Annotated in this window: 13 protein-coding genes; 7 read left to right on the top strand and 6 right to left on the bottom strand. The window is 65.7% G+C overall.

Annotated elements, in window-relative coordinates; genetic code table 11:
• Window positions 1-26: 26 nt before the first annotated feature.
• The 3 genes from ICN82_RS07785 to ICN82_RS07775 all read right to left on the bottom strand — a co-directional run bounded on the left by ICN82_RS07785 (window position 27) and on the right by ICN82_RS07775 (window position 3,193).
• Window positions 27-710, bottom strand: a complete 684-nt coding sequence (locus tag ICN82_RS07785; protein WP_193181468.1) for an HAD family hydrolase — start codon at window positions 708-710, stop codon at window positions 27-29.
• Entirely contained in the window at window positions 707-2,209 is a 1,503-nt protein-coding gene (locus ICN82_RS07780) for an FGGY-family carbohydrate kinase (protein WP_193181466.1), read from the bottom strand. Before ICN82_RS07780 ends, ICN82_RS07785 begins: the two co-directional genes overlap by 4 nt.
• A 180-nt stretch (window positions 2,210-2,389) precedes the next feature.
• Window positions 2,390-3,193: a BtpA/SgcQ family protein gene (locus ICN82_RS07775; protein WP_193181464.1), complete on the bottom strand. Its 804-nt coding sequence runs from the start codon at window positions 3,191-3,193 to the stop codon at window positions 2,390-2,392.
• A 162-nt stretch (window positions 3,194-3,355) separates the two neighbouring features.
• Between ICN82_RS07775 and ICN82_RS07770 the strand changes: the two genes are divergently transcribed.
• The 7 genes from ICN82_RS07770 (at window position 3,356) to ICN82_RS07740 (ending at window position 11,663) form a co-directional block, all read left to right on the top strand.
• Window positions 3,356-4,720 (top strand): extracellular solute-binding protein, encoded by a 1,365-nt coding sequence (locus ICN82_RS07770; protein ID WP_193181530.1) that lies wholly within the window; start codon window positions 3,356-3,358, stop codon window positions 4,718-4,720.
• Between the two features lie 284 nt (window positions 4,721-5,004).
• The gene (locus ICN82_RS07765) at window positions 5,005-5,775 is read left to right on the top strand and encodes a carbohydrate ABC transporter permease (protein ID WP_193181462.1); all 771 of its coding nucleotides are present in this window, start codon (window positions 5,005-5,007) and stop codon (window positions 5,773-5,775) included.
• 2 nt (window positions 5,776-5,777) lie between these two features.
• Window positions 5,778-6,665, top strand: coding sequence for a carbohydrate ABC transporter permease (locus ICN82_RS07760; RefSeq protein ID WP_193181460.1), 888 nt, complete (start codon window positions 5,778-5,780; stop codon window positions 6,663-6,665).
• A gap of 4 nt (window positions 6,666-6,669) precedes the next feature.
• A complete protein-coding gene (locus ICN82_RS07755; protein ID WP_193181459.1) occupies window positions 6,670-7,728 on the top strand; it encodes an ABC transporter ATP-binding protein in 1,059 nt (352 codons plus the stop codon).
• A gap of 3 nt (window positions 7,729-7,731) precedes the next feature.
• Entirely contained in the window at window positions 7,732-9,138 is a 1,407-nt protein-coding gene (locus ICN82_RS07750; RefSeq protein ID WP_193181458.1) for an amidase, read from the top strand.
• Between the two features lie 97 nt (window positions 9,139-9,235).
• A complete protein-coding gene (locus ICN82_RS07745) occupies window positions 9,236-10,024 on the top strand; it encodes a DeoR/GlpR family DNA-binding transcription regulator (protein WP_193181457.1) in 789 nt (262 codons plus the stop codon).
• A 118-nt stretch (window positions 10,025-10,142) separates the two neighbouring features.
• The gene (locus ICN82_RS07740; protein ID WP_193181456.1) at window positions 10,143-11,663 is read left to right on the top strand and encodes a sulfatase family protein; all 1,521 of its coding nucleotides are present in this window, start codon (window positions 10,143-10,145) and stop codon (window positions 11,661-11,663) included.
• Window positions 11,664-12,134: 471 nt separating this feature from the next.
• Here the strand turns inward: ICN82_RS07740 and cobF are convergent, their stop codons facing one another.
• The 3 genes from cobF to cbiT form a co-directional block, all read right to left on the bottom strand.
• Window positions 12,135-12,914 carry a precorrin-6A synthase (deacetylating) gene (cobF, locus tag ICN82_RS07735; protein WP_193181455.1) on the bottom strand — a complete coding sequence of 260 codons (780 nt, stop codon included), beginning with the start codon at window positions 12,912-12,914 and terminating at the stop codon, window positions 12,135-12,137.
• A complete protein-coding gene (cobM, locus tag ICN82_RS07730; RefSeq protein ID WP_193181454.1) occupies window positions 12,911-13,699 on the bottom strand; it encodes a precorrin-4 C(11)-methyltransferase in 789 nt (262 codons plus the stop codon). The genes cobF and cobM overlap by 4 nt, the downstream gene beginning before the upstream one ends.
• A 25-nt stretch (window positions 13,700-13,724) precedes the next feature.
• On the bottom strand, window positions 13,725-14,364 hold a 640-nt coding region (cbiT, locus tag ICN82_RS07725; RefSeq protein ID WP_193181453.1), incomplete at its 5' end, for a precorrin-6Y C5,15-methyltransferase (decarboxylating) subunit CbiT.

Genomic DNA, 14,364 nt, shown 5'->3' with positions numbered 1-14,364 from the left:
CATCTCGTCGCTATTTTCGAAATCCGTCATCTGCCGGCGGCCCGTTTCAGGCAGTCGTGCGATGTCTCCGGTTTGCCCGCCAGTTCCGCGATCAGATCCGGAAGCCGCGACAGGGCGCGAACGGTGAATTCCGCCTCCGAGCGCGCGCCGCCATGGGCATCGAGGAACGCGACCCGCAGCCCGGCCGCGCGGGCACTGGCGACGCCGGTGGCGCTGTCTTCGACGGCCAGGACCTCGCTCGGGTGAAGACCCAGCCTGTAGGCCGCCATCCGGTAGGGAAACGGATCCGGCTTGCCTTCGCAGACATCGTCCAGGCTGATGCTGAACTCCAGCGTCCCGGTCACGCCGATGGCGTCGAGATTGGCATCCACCACCGCCCGGTTGGAGTTGGAGACCGCGATCTGGCGCAGGTCCATCGCCGCGAGCTGCTGGATCACCGCCGCGGCACCGGCGATTTCGCGCAGCTGGTCGCCGTTCGCCGCGAAGGCCAGATTGATCTCGCGCGCCCAGCCATCGAAGGACAGCCCGGCGGGAAAGCGTGGTTTCAGCGCCTGCCAGACATTGCCGATGTGAACGCCGACGAAATGCGTGTCGGCGAGGTCGGATATGTCCACGCCATGGGCGCGGCAGACCTGCCGAAGCGCGAACAGGTGCAGCGGCTCGCTGTCCACCAGCGTGCCGTCTATGTCCCATGCAACCGCCTTGATCATGTGCGCTGATCCCTCTGCCTGAGATAGGTTTCGCGGAAGAACCGGTACCCGTCGTCGTACAGGGCCTGCCGCGCCGGGTCCGGTCCGACCTGCGGGCCGTAGCTGACGCAGTCGGCCACCCCGGCCCAGTCCTCGGTCGCCCCGGTTCCGATCCCCGCCAGCCAGGCCGCGCCGAGGCAGGAGCCAGGGTGCCCGGTCAGCAGCTGGATGGGGGCCTTCAGGACATCGGCGCAGATCTGCATCCAAAGCCCGGATTTCGATCCGCCATCCGAGGCAAGGAACCGCGTCGACGGAAAGCCCATCTCGTTGAAGACTTCGATGTGATGGCGGAAGGCATAGGCGTAGCCTTCGAGCAAGGCGCGCCAAAGGTGACGGATATCATGGTTCAGGCTGAGGCCCAGAATGGTGCCGCGCGCCTCGGGGTCGTGGATCGGGGTCTTTTCGCCCAGCAAGTAGGGAATGAACGTCACGCCATCCGCACCCGGACCTGTCCCGGCGGCCAGCTGATCGAGGTATTGATGCGGGCTGAGTCCGAGGCTTTCCGCCGTCGCCGCCTCGGATCTGGCAAAATTCGCGATGAACCAGTTCAGCGCCGATCCGCCGGTCGACATGCAGCCGTTCGGCATGAAAAGACCCGGGATGATGTGGTAATCCAGAAACATGCGCGGGTCCGGGCGCAGCCTGTCCGTGGCGATCATGATGTCGGCCGCACCGCCGAATTTCAGCAGCACGTCGCCCGGGCCCTGGACGCCGGCGGCATAGGCCGACGCGATGTGGTCCGCCGCGCCGGCGATCACCGGCGTCCCTTCGGCCAGGCCCGATTGCGCCGCTGCCACGGGCGAAACCTGCCCGACGATGTCGGATGACCTGGCCTTGGGGGGGATCGCTTCAGGCGCGAGATGGGCAAGCGCGATCAGGTCATCGGCCAGCTCATCCGTGGCAAGATCGACGAACCCCGCCTCCAGCGCCCAGTTCTGTTCGACCGCCCGAATGCCGGTGAGGCGCCAGTTTATGTAGTCATAGGAACCGAAGACCGTCGCGATCCGGGCAAAGACATCGGGCTCGTGCCGCTCGATCCAGCGGATGCGGCTGGCCACCAGCTGCTGGTTGATGCCATTGCCCGCGCGCCGGATGAACTGCGCCTCGGGGATCTCGGCGGCGATGTCGCGCACTTCCTGCCCCGTACGCCCGTCGCTCTGCTGGATGGAAGGACGCAGGATCTTTCCGCCGTCATCCAGCAGGACCGTTGCGGGCAACATGCCTGTCGTTCCGACAGCGGCAATGTCGCGCGCGTCAAGGCCTGCCTCGCGAAGGATTTCGGGGACGATATCGCAGACGTTGGACCACCACTGGTCCGGGTCTTCCTCGGCCCAGCCTTGCTGCGGCGAGGAAAGGGTGACCGGTCGGCTGGCAGAGGCGAGGATCCTGGGGGCCGCCACATCCAGCACGATGCCGATGGTCGAGGTTGTCCCGATGTCGAGACCGATGACGTAGCTCATGACGCCTTCCCGTGTTTGCCGAAACGTGATGTTGGATTTCGGCTATCATGTTCTTTTTTATGCGGCGCCGCCGCGGCGCGGGCGGGCCAATGGGAAAATCTGCCCGAACGACCGCCCCGAAGCGCATGATCGCGGCGCTCTGCCGTTCATGCCACCTTCCGAGGCGATCGTTCCGCGAGGTTAGCGAAGGGAATTGACCTTATCCATGAAACGCTTGACGCGATCGCCGTCCACCGCGTTCCATGTGTTCCCATCCACCTTGAAGTGCGAGCCGATGATGCAGCCCGACGCAACGGACATGACGTCGGTGACGTTGTCTACATTCACGCCGGTATTGGCGAAGACGGGCACCATGTGGCCGACCGCTTCGGCCACCTTGCGCAGGTCAGATGCGTCGGCCGGCTGGCCGGTGATCGGGCCCGACACCAGTATCGCGTCGGCGAGGGAGGAAAAGATCGCCGACTTGGCCCGCAGGTCGATCGGGCGCTGATCCAGGGAATGCGCGAACTCGGCATTGATGTTGAAGAACAGCTTCAGATCGCGGCGATCAAGGTCACGCTTTAGACGTGCCGGGCGCGCCGCGTCGGGGGCCCAGATGCCCATGTCGGAGGCGAAGACCCCGGTGAAGATCTCGCGCACCCACTTGGCCTGGGTGGCCACGGCGATGGCAATCGACGCGGTGGGATCCCAAAGGTAGTTGACGCCGAAAGGCACGGTGAGTTCGGGTTTGCAGGCCTGCACGACCGCCGTGTAGGCGGCAATCGATTCCGGCGTGGCTTCCAGCAGGTACGGGCGGTCATTCTCGTTGCCGAACATGATCGCGTCGACACCGCCGTCCTGCAACTTGCGAATGTCGGACACCGCGTCGTCAATCAGCTTGTCGATGCCGCCATCCGAATCGTACAGCGGCGAGCCGGGAAGGGCGCCCATGTGGCACATGGATACCACCGCGCGTTTCTTATCCCCCAAAAAATCGAAAATCATGGGCTGACACTCCTTGAGCATGTTTTCTATTGCACAATATCTAACATAAAAGGACATTTACACAACTAATTTGTTTATTTGTGTCTTTTTCTGTGCTACTTGATACTTGTACAGAACAGATCGCGCCCACGGGACGCGGCTTGAACAGGGAAAACTGAAGAGATGACGAAGGTTAAAACATCACTGGAAGACGTGCTGATCGCGCGGCGGAATTTCCTGAAGGCGCTGGCTGCGGTCGGAGCTGCGGGCGGCGGCGTGCTGCCGGGCATCTCATTCGCCGAGGGCGCCTATTCAGCGCGCCCCGATTCTGACGTCGATCAGATCAATCTGGTCGTCTGGCAATACGGCAACATCTACGACGAGATCGCCGCCAAGTTCGAGGCCGACTGGGGCATCCCGGTGGAGAAGGTGATCGAGCCGAACATCGAGCCGCAGATCGCCAAGCTGACCACGATGTTCGCCGCCGGCGAGGACATCGACACCTTCGTCTCCATACTCTCGACCATGGCCAGTTACATCGACCAAGGCATTGCTGCCCCGCTGGACGACCTGCCCGGCGTCCAGGACTATATCGACGACATGACCTCGCTGGCGCGCTCCACCGCCACCGTTGACGGCAAGCTCTGGGGGCTGCCCTACCTGTCGATCGCCTGGGCCTTTGCCTATAACGACGAGCTTCTGGGCAAGGCCGGTTTCGCGGGCAAGCCTTTCGGAAGCTGGGAAGAACTGACCGAGCAATGCCTCAAGGCCAAGGCTGACGGCATCTCGACCTACCCGCTGCTCTGGGTGGGCGGACCGGCGCTGGAAACCCTGCCGGGCACCTGGTTCAGCCAGGTCTGCAACCGGGGCGGCCGGATCTTCGACGAAGACATGAACCCTGAAATGGGCCCCGGGTCGATCGCGCGCGAAGCGCTGCAATACTTCCGGGACAGCTTCATCAAGCACGAGATCGCGGATCCCGATTCGCTGAACCTGAAATTCCTTCCCGCCGTGAAGGTCTTCAACACCGGCAAGCACCTCTACCTTGGCACCTTTCACAACTATTTCATGAACCAGATGAACGACCCGGCGCAGTCCCCGATTGCCGGAAAGGGCAGGATCCACGGCCTGCCGGGCGACGGCGCGACGCTGGTCGCGACATGGTACTACATGCTGTCGGACGCGACGCGAAATCGCGAATGGGCTTGGAAAATGCTCCAGTACCTCGGCGGAAAGACCAAGGACGGCGTCTACACCCAAGCGCTGAGCCTGGCCAAAAGCTCGATGCTCTACCCCGGCTACACGTCGGTGGCGCAAAGCGCCGAGGTCCGCGAAGCCTGGTCGGACCGGGTGGATGTCGACGTGCTGAACCAGATCTTCGCCAGCGGCGTGAACTATGAACGCGTCGTCCCCGCCGTGACCGAGCCCTGGTACAGCAAGTGGAACGAACAGCTGAACCTCGAACTGACCGCCTGCCTCAAGGGCCAGATCTCGGTCGACGTTGCATGTGACAATATCGCCGCGGCAGCCATCGCGGCCAAGCGCTGAGGCCGAATGCGAGAAACCCGGTGCCGGCCCGGCGCCGGGACCAGGAGAAGGGTGCCCGACCACGGCCGCTTCAATCCGGGAAACCTCAGAAATATTGGACATTTTTCATGACAGGACAGTCGAAGACTGCAATCGGCAAGACCAACAGCGCCAGGCGACGCCGCAAGGAACTGGCGCCCTCCTGGTTGGCATTGGGGATGAACGTCCCGACCCTGATCTGCTTTGTTCTCATCCTCGCATATCCCATATTTTTCGCCGGCTACCTGTCCTTCCACGAGGTTGGCGTGCGTGAACTTCGCTCGGGCGACTATGCCTTCAGCGGGCTTGCCAATTACATCGAGCTGTTCGGAGACCCGGTGTTCTGGAAGTCGCTGCGCAACACCATTCTCTTCGTCGTCGTTTCCGTTCTGCTGGAGGTGGTGATCGGGCTGGCGATCGCATTGGTCATCAACGAGAACCGGATCCAGCTGTCCAGGGTCACCAAGTTCCTGATCCTCGTGCCATGGGCGGTGCCCCCCATCGTGAACGGCTTTCTCTGGGCCTTCATCTTCAACACCCAGTTCGGCTATCTCAACCGTCTACTTTACCAACTGGGCCTGATCGACCAACAGGTGATCTGGCTGGGCAATTCCTCGACCGCGTTCATGGCGATCGTCATCGCCTATGTCTGGCGGACGGTGCCCTTCAACATCCTGCTCTATCATGCCGCGCTTCAGGGCATCCCCGATCACCTCTACGAGGCGGCCGAGCTTGACCGCGCCACGCGCTGGGAGAAGTTCCGCTACATCACCCTGCCCCTGCTGCGGCCCATCCTCGCGGTCACGCTGATCCTGCGGACGACCTTCGCCTTCATGGTCTTCGACGAGATCTTCGCGATCACCCAGGGCGGTCCCGGAAACGATACCTGGGTCGCGGCCTGGTACACCTACAAGACCTCCTTCAACCCGCCCTTCGACATCGGCGTCGGCGCCGCCTCTGCCTATGTGCTGGCGCTGATCGTCGGCGTCGTCGCGATCGCATACGTCCGCTACGTCTACAAGAAAGTGGAGTACTGATCATGAACCGGATGTCATGGCGCTACCGCCTCGGCATGAACCTTGCCAACGTTCTGGCGATCTGTTTCCTGATCCTGCCGCTGGTTCCCGTGGTCCTCGGCTCTCTGCAATCCGAACGCACGCTGCAGGAGGATGTATGGGCCCTGCTGCCTGCGGAATACACGCTGGACAACTTCCGCCTGATCCTGTCGGGCGGCACGAACAAGGGCCAGGCGTTCCAGGGCATCGACTATCTGCCGAACTCCGTGACCTGGTTCCGCAACGCCTTTCTGAACTCGGTTCTGGTGGCGTCCAGCGTGACCGTCCTGACCCTGGTCCTGGCGACGCTCACGGCGCTGACCGTCACGCGGCTGAAGCTGCGCTGGACCGGCTACCTGATGAACGCGACGGTGATCAGCCGCATGGTGCCGCTGATCGTGCTCATGCTGCCGCTGTTCGTGGTGATGCGGCAGATCGGGCTGCTCAACACCCTGCCCGGCATCATCATGGCCGAGGTCGGGTTGCTTCTGCCCTACGCGATCATCATCCTGGTGCCCTATTTCCAGGCCTTTCCGAAGGAGCTTGAGGAATCCGCGCGCCTTGACGGCTGCACCCGCCTGGCATCCTACCTGCGCATCGTGGTTCCGCTGTCCACCCCTGCCCTGGCCGCCTGCGGCGTGATCATCTTCATCATCTCCTGGCACGAACTCATGATCCCCCTGATCATCGCCTCCAAACCGGAATTCATGACCTTGCCGGTCGTCCTGGCGGGCCTGGTCTCGGATCAGTTCGTCTTCTTCACGGTCATGATGGCGATCTGCCTCATCGGCCTCGCCCCGACCATGCTGCTGGTGCTCCTGCTGCAGAAATACCTTGTCAAAGGCCTCACGGCCGGCGCCGTCAAAGGATAGTTGAATGGCCAACGTTTCGGTAGAAAACCTCAAGAAGAACTATGGCTTGCACGAGGTGATCCATGGCATCGACATCGATATCGGGGACCGTGAATTCGTGGCGCTGGTCGGTCCCTCCGGATGCGGCAAGTCGACCCTTCTGCGCATGATCGCCGGTCTCGAGGATGTCTCGGGCGGGACCGTCAGCATCGACGAGGAGGTGATCAACGATATCGCGCCGCGCGACCGCGACATCGCCATGGTGTTCCAAAGCTACGCGCTCTATCCGCACATGACGGTGGCGCAGAATATGGGCTTCGCGCTCAAGCTGGCGAAGGTTCCGGCCGATGAAATCGACGCCCGCGTCCGGCAGGCCGCGGCCACGCTGAACCTGACGGACTACCTGGAACGCTTTCCGCGCGAACTGTCCGGCGGCCAGCGGCAGCGCGTCGCGATGGGCCGCGCCATCGTGCGCCGCCCCAAGGTGTTCCTGTTCGACGAACCCCTGTCCAACCTCGACGCCAAGCTGCGCGTCCGGATGCGGACCGAGATCAAGTCGCTGCATCAGCGTCTGGGGGCGACCTCGATCTATGTCACCCATGACCAGATCGAGGCGATGACCATGGCCGACCGGATCGTCGTGATGCGCGGCGGCAATATCGAACAGATCGGCGCCCCGCTCGAACTCTACGACGCGCCGGTCAATGAATTCGTGGCAACCTTCATCGGCTCTCCGGCCATCAACCTTCTGGAAGGGGTGATCGACGGGGCCGACTTCCGGCTTCCCGACGGCAGCACCCTGCCCCTGCCCGCCGCGAAGCCGGGCGACAACGGCCGGGCCGCGAAATACGGGATCCGGCCAGAGCATTTCGCGATCGTCGAAACCGGCGCGATGACGATGATGAAGATCGACGTGGTCGAGCCGACCGGGAACGAAACGATCCTGAGCGGGACGATCGGCGGACAGGAGGTGCAGATCACCCAGCAGCAGCGGCTGTCCCTCGCCCCCGGCCAGGAAATCGGCGTGTCCCTGCGGCTGGACGCGGTGCATCTGTTCGACGCGCAATCCGGCCAGAGGCTCTGAGCCATGAGCGGGACCGAGCTTCACTGGATGAGCGCCACGGAAATCGCCTCGCGGGTGAGGGACAGGACGCTGTCGCCCGTCGAGGTGACCGAAGCCTGCATTTCGCGGATCGAACAGCTGGATGGCGCGCTGAACGCCTTCTGCCTGCCGATGTTCGATATCGCCCGCCAAAAGGCCAGGAAGGCCGAAGAGGCCCAGATGCGCGGCGAATTCTGGGGCCCCCTCCACGGCGTGCCCTACGCGATCAAGGATTCCGACGACTACAAGGGACAGGTCACCACGGTCGGCTCCCTGACCAGCGCGGGGCATGTCGCGACGGGCTTCTCCCCGATCATCGAGCGGATGGAAAAGGCCGGGGCGATCCCGCTGGGCAAGACCACGACGCCGGACATGGCCTGGATGGGGCTGACCTGGTCCCGCCTGCACGGCATGACCCACAACCCCTGGGACAGGACCCGCAATCCCGGCGGAAGTTCGGGCGGGTCGGCCGTCGCGGTGGCGACGGGCATGGCACCCCTGGCGACGGGCACGGATGGTGCCGGCTCGATCCGCATTCCCGCGTCCTTCTGCGGCATCTTCGGCCTGAAACCGTCGCACGGGCGCATCCCGCTGATGCTGCCCAACACCAATCAGCACACCCATTACGGCCCCCTGACCCGCAGCGTCGCCGATGCCGCGCTGATGATGGAAACCTGTTCCGGCCCCGATGACCGCGACCTCTATTCCCTGGAGGCGCCGGCGCCGGGATATCTCGGCGATCTCGACAAGCCGCTGACGGGGCTGCGCGTCGGCTGGAGCGCGGACCTGGGCTTCGTGACGAAGATCGACCCGCAGGTGCGGGACACCTGCGAAAGGGCGGCACAGCGGTTCCGCGATCTCGGCGCCGAGGTCGTGCCGGCCGATCTCGACCTCTCCGGCTCCATGGAGATTGCCAAGCGCAACTGGCAGGCGATCATGTCCGCCATCGTGTTCCACCGCCTCGGCGACCAGCTGGATGCGCTTGATGCGGCGCTTGTCGCCTGCGCACGCGGCGCGCTGACGCAGACCTCCGGCGAATTCCTGTTCGACAAGGTGAGGGCCTTTCCGATCTACCAGCGCCTTGTCGCGTGGTTCGCTCGGCACGATCTGCTGCTGACGCCGGCGGTGGCCTGTCTGCCGGTCACCAACGGGCGGCTGCTGCCCGAAGACTATCCCGATCACGCCTGGGACTGGATGGAATGGGCGCCCTTCAGCTCTCCGTTCAACCTGTTCCACAATCCGGCCGCAAGCGTTCCTGCGGGGGTCTCGCAGGAGGGATTGCCGATCGGCTTGCAAATCGTCGGGCCGCGCCACGCCGATGCCCTGGTCCTGCAGGCCGCGCGCGCCTATGAACGCCTGGCGCCCTGGGCGCAGCACCGCCCCCCGGAATGAGAAAGCCCGAAAACCAGCCTGATTTCATCAAGGTTTCTTGTTCGATTTTGATAGAATGCGTATATACTCGGCAAGAAAGTAACTCTGGGTTGTCTCAATGACCACGAAACGCATACCTGCCACTGTCCGGCTGGAAACCATCCTTGCAGAGGTCGAGGCGAAAGGCCACGCGTCGGTCAGCGACATCGCCGAACGGCTGGGCGTGTCCGAAATGACGATCCGGCGAGACATGGACAAACTGGGCGCCGACGGCCAGGTCGTGCGCACCCATGGCGGGGCGCATGCCAACGACGATCTGCGCAGCCGCGTGGTCGAGATGGTCGAGCCGAGCGTCGAGAACCGCGCGACCCGCAACCGCGCCGAGAAAAAGCGCGTCGTGGCCGCCGCCGCGCGACGTATCGAGCCGCACTCGACCATCGCCATCGACGTCGGCACCACCTGTTTCGAACTGGCCTCGCTCATCTCCGACACATCGGTCCACATCGTCTGCGCCTCCTTGCCGATCCAGCGCCTGCTTGCGAAGAACCAGTTGCAGATCTACGCCCCCTGCGGGCGCATCGCCGGGGCCGATCCTTCGACCGTGGGCGCCCAGACGATCGGATATCTGCGCAAGTTCCGCTTCGACACGGTCTTTCTGGCGGTTGCCGGGATTACCGAAAGCGGCCTGTTCGATTATTCCTTCGAGGACGCGGAGATCAAGAAGACCCTCGCCGAACAGTCCAGGACGCGCGTGCTCATGCTCGACAGTTCGAAGGTCGGAAAATCCTCCGCCGTCCGGGTCATGGGCTACGACGACATAGACGTTCTGATCACCGATGCCCCGCTGCCCCAGGACATGGCGGCGCTTCTGGCCGGTTTCGGGGTGGAGGTCGTGATCGCCACCTGACACCGGGACGAACCCCGGCAGGGAAAGCCGAAAAGCAACAAAAATAGTTTGATTTTGGTGTTTTTTGGAAGTATTTGTGACTACCGGCGCCATCGCCGGGCCGGAACAAGAGGTACAAATGCGCATCATCTACATCGACGTCGATTCCCTCCGGCCTGATCACACCTCGCCTTACGGCTATGCGCGGAAGCTGACACCGAACATCCAGTCCATCGCCGACAAGGGCGTTCGCTTCGATGAATACCACAGCTCCGATACACCTTGCGTGCCCTCGCGCGCCGGCATGACGACCCAACGGTTCGGCATCGCCACCGGTGCGATCGGACACCAGGACAATGACGGCGATCTCTACCTGACGGAATCGCGCAGCCAGCACGCCGATGCGCCGTTCCTGGGCTTTCACCTGGCCAGTACCGGCGGCTATCACACGGTGGGCATGACCTGCTTTGCCGAGCGGCACCAGGCCTACTGGTTCCATGGCAACTTCATGGAGTTCCTGCGCCCCAGCCTGTCCCTGGGCATCGACGAGGATGCGGCCGATGTCGCCGATGCCGCGATTGGCTGGCTGGACCGGCGCGGCAAGGACGACAAGTGGTTCCTGATGCTGAACTTCTGGGACGCGCATCGCGACTACCAGATCGACAGGGCGCTTTCGGACCGCGCCGCCGCCAGCGGACCGGCGCCCGAATGGCCCGACGAGGCGGCAATCGCCGGGCATCAGGACCTGTACGGCGCGGCCACGGCCAGGGATCTGCACGGCGCCTATGGCGACCCCTCCCCCACCCCCGAGATCACCCCCGACGCGATCACCAGCCGCGCCGACTTCGAGAAGTTGATCAACGGCTATGACGGTGCGATCTCCTATCTCGATCACCACATCGGGCGCATCCTGGCGAAAGTGAAGGAGCTGGGGATCGAGCAGGACACCGCCATCGTCTTCACCGCCGACCATGGCGAGGCCTTCGGCGAACATGGCATCTACGGAGAGCACGCCTATGCCCATCCGGCCACCACCCGGGTGCCGCTGATCGTGCACTGGCCGGGCATCACCGACAGGCTGCCCGAGGCGAAGCGCGCCCATGACGGCCTGTTCTATCACCTCGATCTCGGCCCGACCCTCTGCGACCTGCTCGGCCTGCCCACGCCCGAGGGATGGCACGGAAGATCCTTCGCGCCCGTGCTGCGCGGCGAGGCGTTCGACGGGCGCGATCACCTGATCCTCAGCCAGGGGGTTCACACCTTTCAGCGGGCCGTTCGCAAGGGCGATCTGCTCTACATCCGCACGCTGCATCCGGGCACCTACAAGGCCGACCCGGAGGCGCTGTACGACCTTGCGGAGGATCCCCACATGACCCGGGACCTCATGGCCGCGCAACCCGAGCGCGCGGCACCGCTGAAGGCCGCCCTCGCCGACTGGTGGTTCCGCTATGCCGGTCAGCCGACCTCCCGGCCTGACAAGATGCAGCAGAACCTGACACGCGGCCCGGTTCTCTATTCGGATCCTCAGCGCTACCTCGAAAGGCTGGAATCCTCCGGCAGGGGCGATCTTGCCGCCGATTACCGCAAGCGGCTGGGCGGTTTCCTGAAAGATCCGCACGCCACCCCCGCCCACGAGAAGGGCAAGCCGACACCCATGTGACACGGGCCGCCCGACGGAACCGCAGGGGTGCAGACACCCCCCGGCCGAGATGCGCGAGCCACTTCTGGTTCGGCCCCCCCGCCCGGAAGTCGCGATGAAAGGCATCGCCTGCAATGACGGATCGCCGCCATCGTCCTTCGGCCTGCCATGAGGCCCGGAACGGGCGCGCATGGCATCCTGCCGCATGAGCCGCCCGGGCCGGCGGACGGCGCCAGCCCGGCCGTCTTCCGGCGCGTCGTGCCGGACCCCTTCCTTTCCGAGACCACTTCAGATGTCCCATGGGCGCTGATGCCGGACACGCTTGCGCCACGGCGCGACCGCCTTCAGGGCGATCCCCGGATTCCGGCCCGGCCCCGCGGTCGCAGCCTGCGATCGCCGCATTGCCGCGCGCATGGCATGAGGGGGCGTGGCGCTGCCGCGACGACCCTGTCCCGCAGGGAGTCCTTCCGTTCCGGCGTGCGGACGGCGCCATCAAGCCGCGGGATCGACCCGCTGGCGCGGCGCCCGGTGCAGCAGGTAGATATCCATGATCCAGCCATGGCGCGCCCGCGCCGCCTGACGGGTGGCCAGGATATCGGGCCCCGCCTCCGCCAGCGGTCCGGCGAGCAGGATCTGTTCCTTCATCCCCAGGAAGGCGCCCCACCAGATTTCCACCCCGTCGGGGTCCAGACCGGCAAAGGCGCAATCGCCATCCAGCATCACGACCAGCCGGTCGCTGCCCGCGGGCCAGCCCCCCGCGCGCAGCCGCCGCCCCGTGGTGATCGTCACCGGCGCGCCGATCTCGTTGAGCGGGATGGCATGGGCGGCGCAGAGCGCCTGGATCGCGGTGATCCCCGGCACGACGCGGGTGGCAACCGGCAGAACCCGGCCCAGCCGTTCGGCGATGCGCAGCGTGGAATCGTAAAGCGACGGATCCCCCCAGACCAGCAGCGCGACCCGCCCCGCCCCGTCCAGATGCGCGCGGATCTCGGCCAGCCAGGCGGCAGCGATGGCATCATGCCACTCCTCGACCCCGGCGCGGTAATCCGGCGCCGCGGCATCGCGCACCGGCAGAAGGAACTCGGCGATGCGCGGCCCCGGCGCGGCGATCACCGCATCGCAAAGCTGGCGGCGCAGCCCGGCCAGGTCGGATTTCTCGGCCCCCTTCAGCGGGATCAGGATCAGGTCGGCGTCATTCATCGCCGCCACCGCCGCCTGCGTCAGGTGGCCCGGATCGCCGGTGCCGATGCCGATCAGCGTCAGCTCGATCATTGCCCGCCGGTCTCCGGGAAACGCGGGCTGGCCCCGACGGGGCGATAGCGGCGGTCGTAATCCCCGGCATAGAGGCGGCTGTCGTCGAACTCCTCCGCGCCCAGCGTGCGGCCCACGAGGATCAGCGCGGTGCGCCCGCGCTCGGCCCCGACCTCGGCCTCCACCGTTCCCAGCGTGGCGCGCACCACCCGCTCATCCGGCCAGCTCGCGCGCCAGACCACCGCCACCGGGCAGTCGGCGCCGTAATGCGGCAGAAGCTCCGCAACCACGCGGTCGAGCGCATGGACCGACAGGTGGATCGCCAGGACCGCGCCGGTGCGGGCGAAATTCTCCAGGCTCTCTCCTTTCGGCATGGCGCTGGCGCGGCCCGACAGCCGGGTCAGGACCACCGACTGCGCCAGGCCCGGCAGGGTCAGCTCGGCCTCCAGGCGGGCGGCGGCGGCGGCGAAGGCGGGCACGCCCGGCGTCACCTGCACGGGGATGTCCAGCGCCCTGAGCCGCCGCATCTGTTCGCCCATCGCCGACCAGACCGACAGGTCCCCCGAATGCAGCCGCGCCACGTCCTGCCCGGCGGCATGGGCCTGCGCGATCTCCTCGATGATCCCGTCCAGGCTCATCGGCGCGGTATTGACGATCCGCGCGCCCGGCGGGCAATGGGCCAGCACCGCCTCGGGCACCAGGCTGCCGGCATAGAGGCAGACCGGGCAGGCGGCGATCAGGTCGCGCCCGCGCAGCGTCAGCAGATCCGCGGCCCCGGGGCCTGCGCCAATGAAATGCACCGTCATGTGTCGTCCTTCCTTGCACGCGGGCTCATCGCACCACGCTCCATTGCAGCACCGGACGCGCCGCCTGCCAGCCGCGGAACCCGCCCAGCGGCCCCGCCTGCGCGATCTCGGCGCGCATCAGGGTCCCGCCCCGCGCGCCCTGCAGCGCGATCAGCAGGGCCTCGGTCTCCAGCGTCACGGCATTGGCCACGATCCGCGTCCCCGGCGCCAGCATCGCCCAGAGCGCGTCATGGCACGCCGCCGTGCCGCCGCCGCCGACAAAGACCGCATCCGGGGCGGGCAGACCGGCCAGCGCCTCCGGCGCGCGCCCCGCCACCGCCTGCATCCGCCCGGCGAGGCCGAACCCCTCGATATTGGCGCGGATGGTCTCCAGCCGGTCGGCGCGCGGCTCGATCGTCACGGCGCGCCCGCCCGCCAGGCAGAACTCGACCGAGACCGAGCCCGAGCCGCCGCCGATATCCCACAGAAGCTCGCCCCGCCGCGGCGCCAGCGCCGCCAGGGTCAGCGCGCGGATCGGCGCCTTGGTGATCTGTCCGTCATGGGCGAATTCCGCCTCCGGCAGGCCCGGCACCGCGGGCAGCCCCGCCCCCGGCGGCAGGCCCGTCCCCTCCAGCGCGACGGCCAGCGGCGCGGCCGCATCGGCGGGCGGGAGGGCCGCCCAATCG

Source organism: Mangrovicoccus algicola, from assembly GCF_014903745.1.
Classification (GTDB): domain Bacteria; phylum Pseudomonadota; class Alphaproteobacteria; order Rhodobacterales; family Rhodobacteraceae; genus Mangrovicoccus; species Mangrovicoccus algicola.
This window is presented reverse-complemented; position numbering and strand designations above follow the sequence as displayed.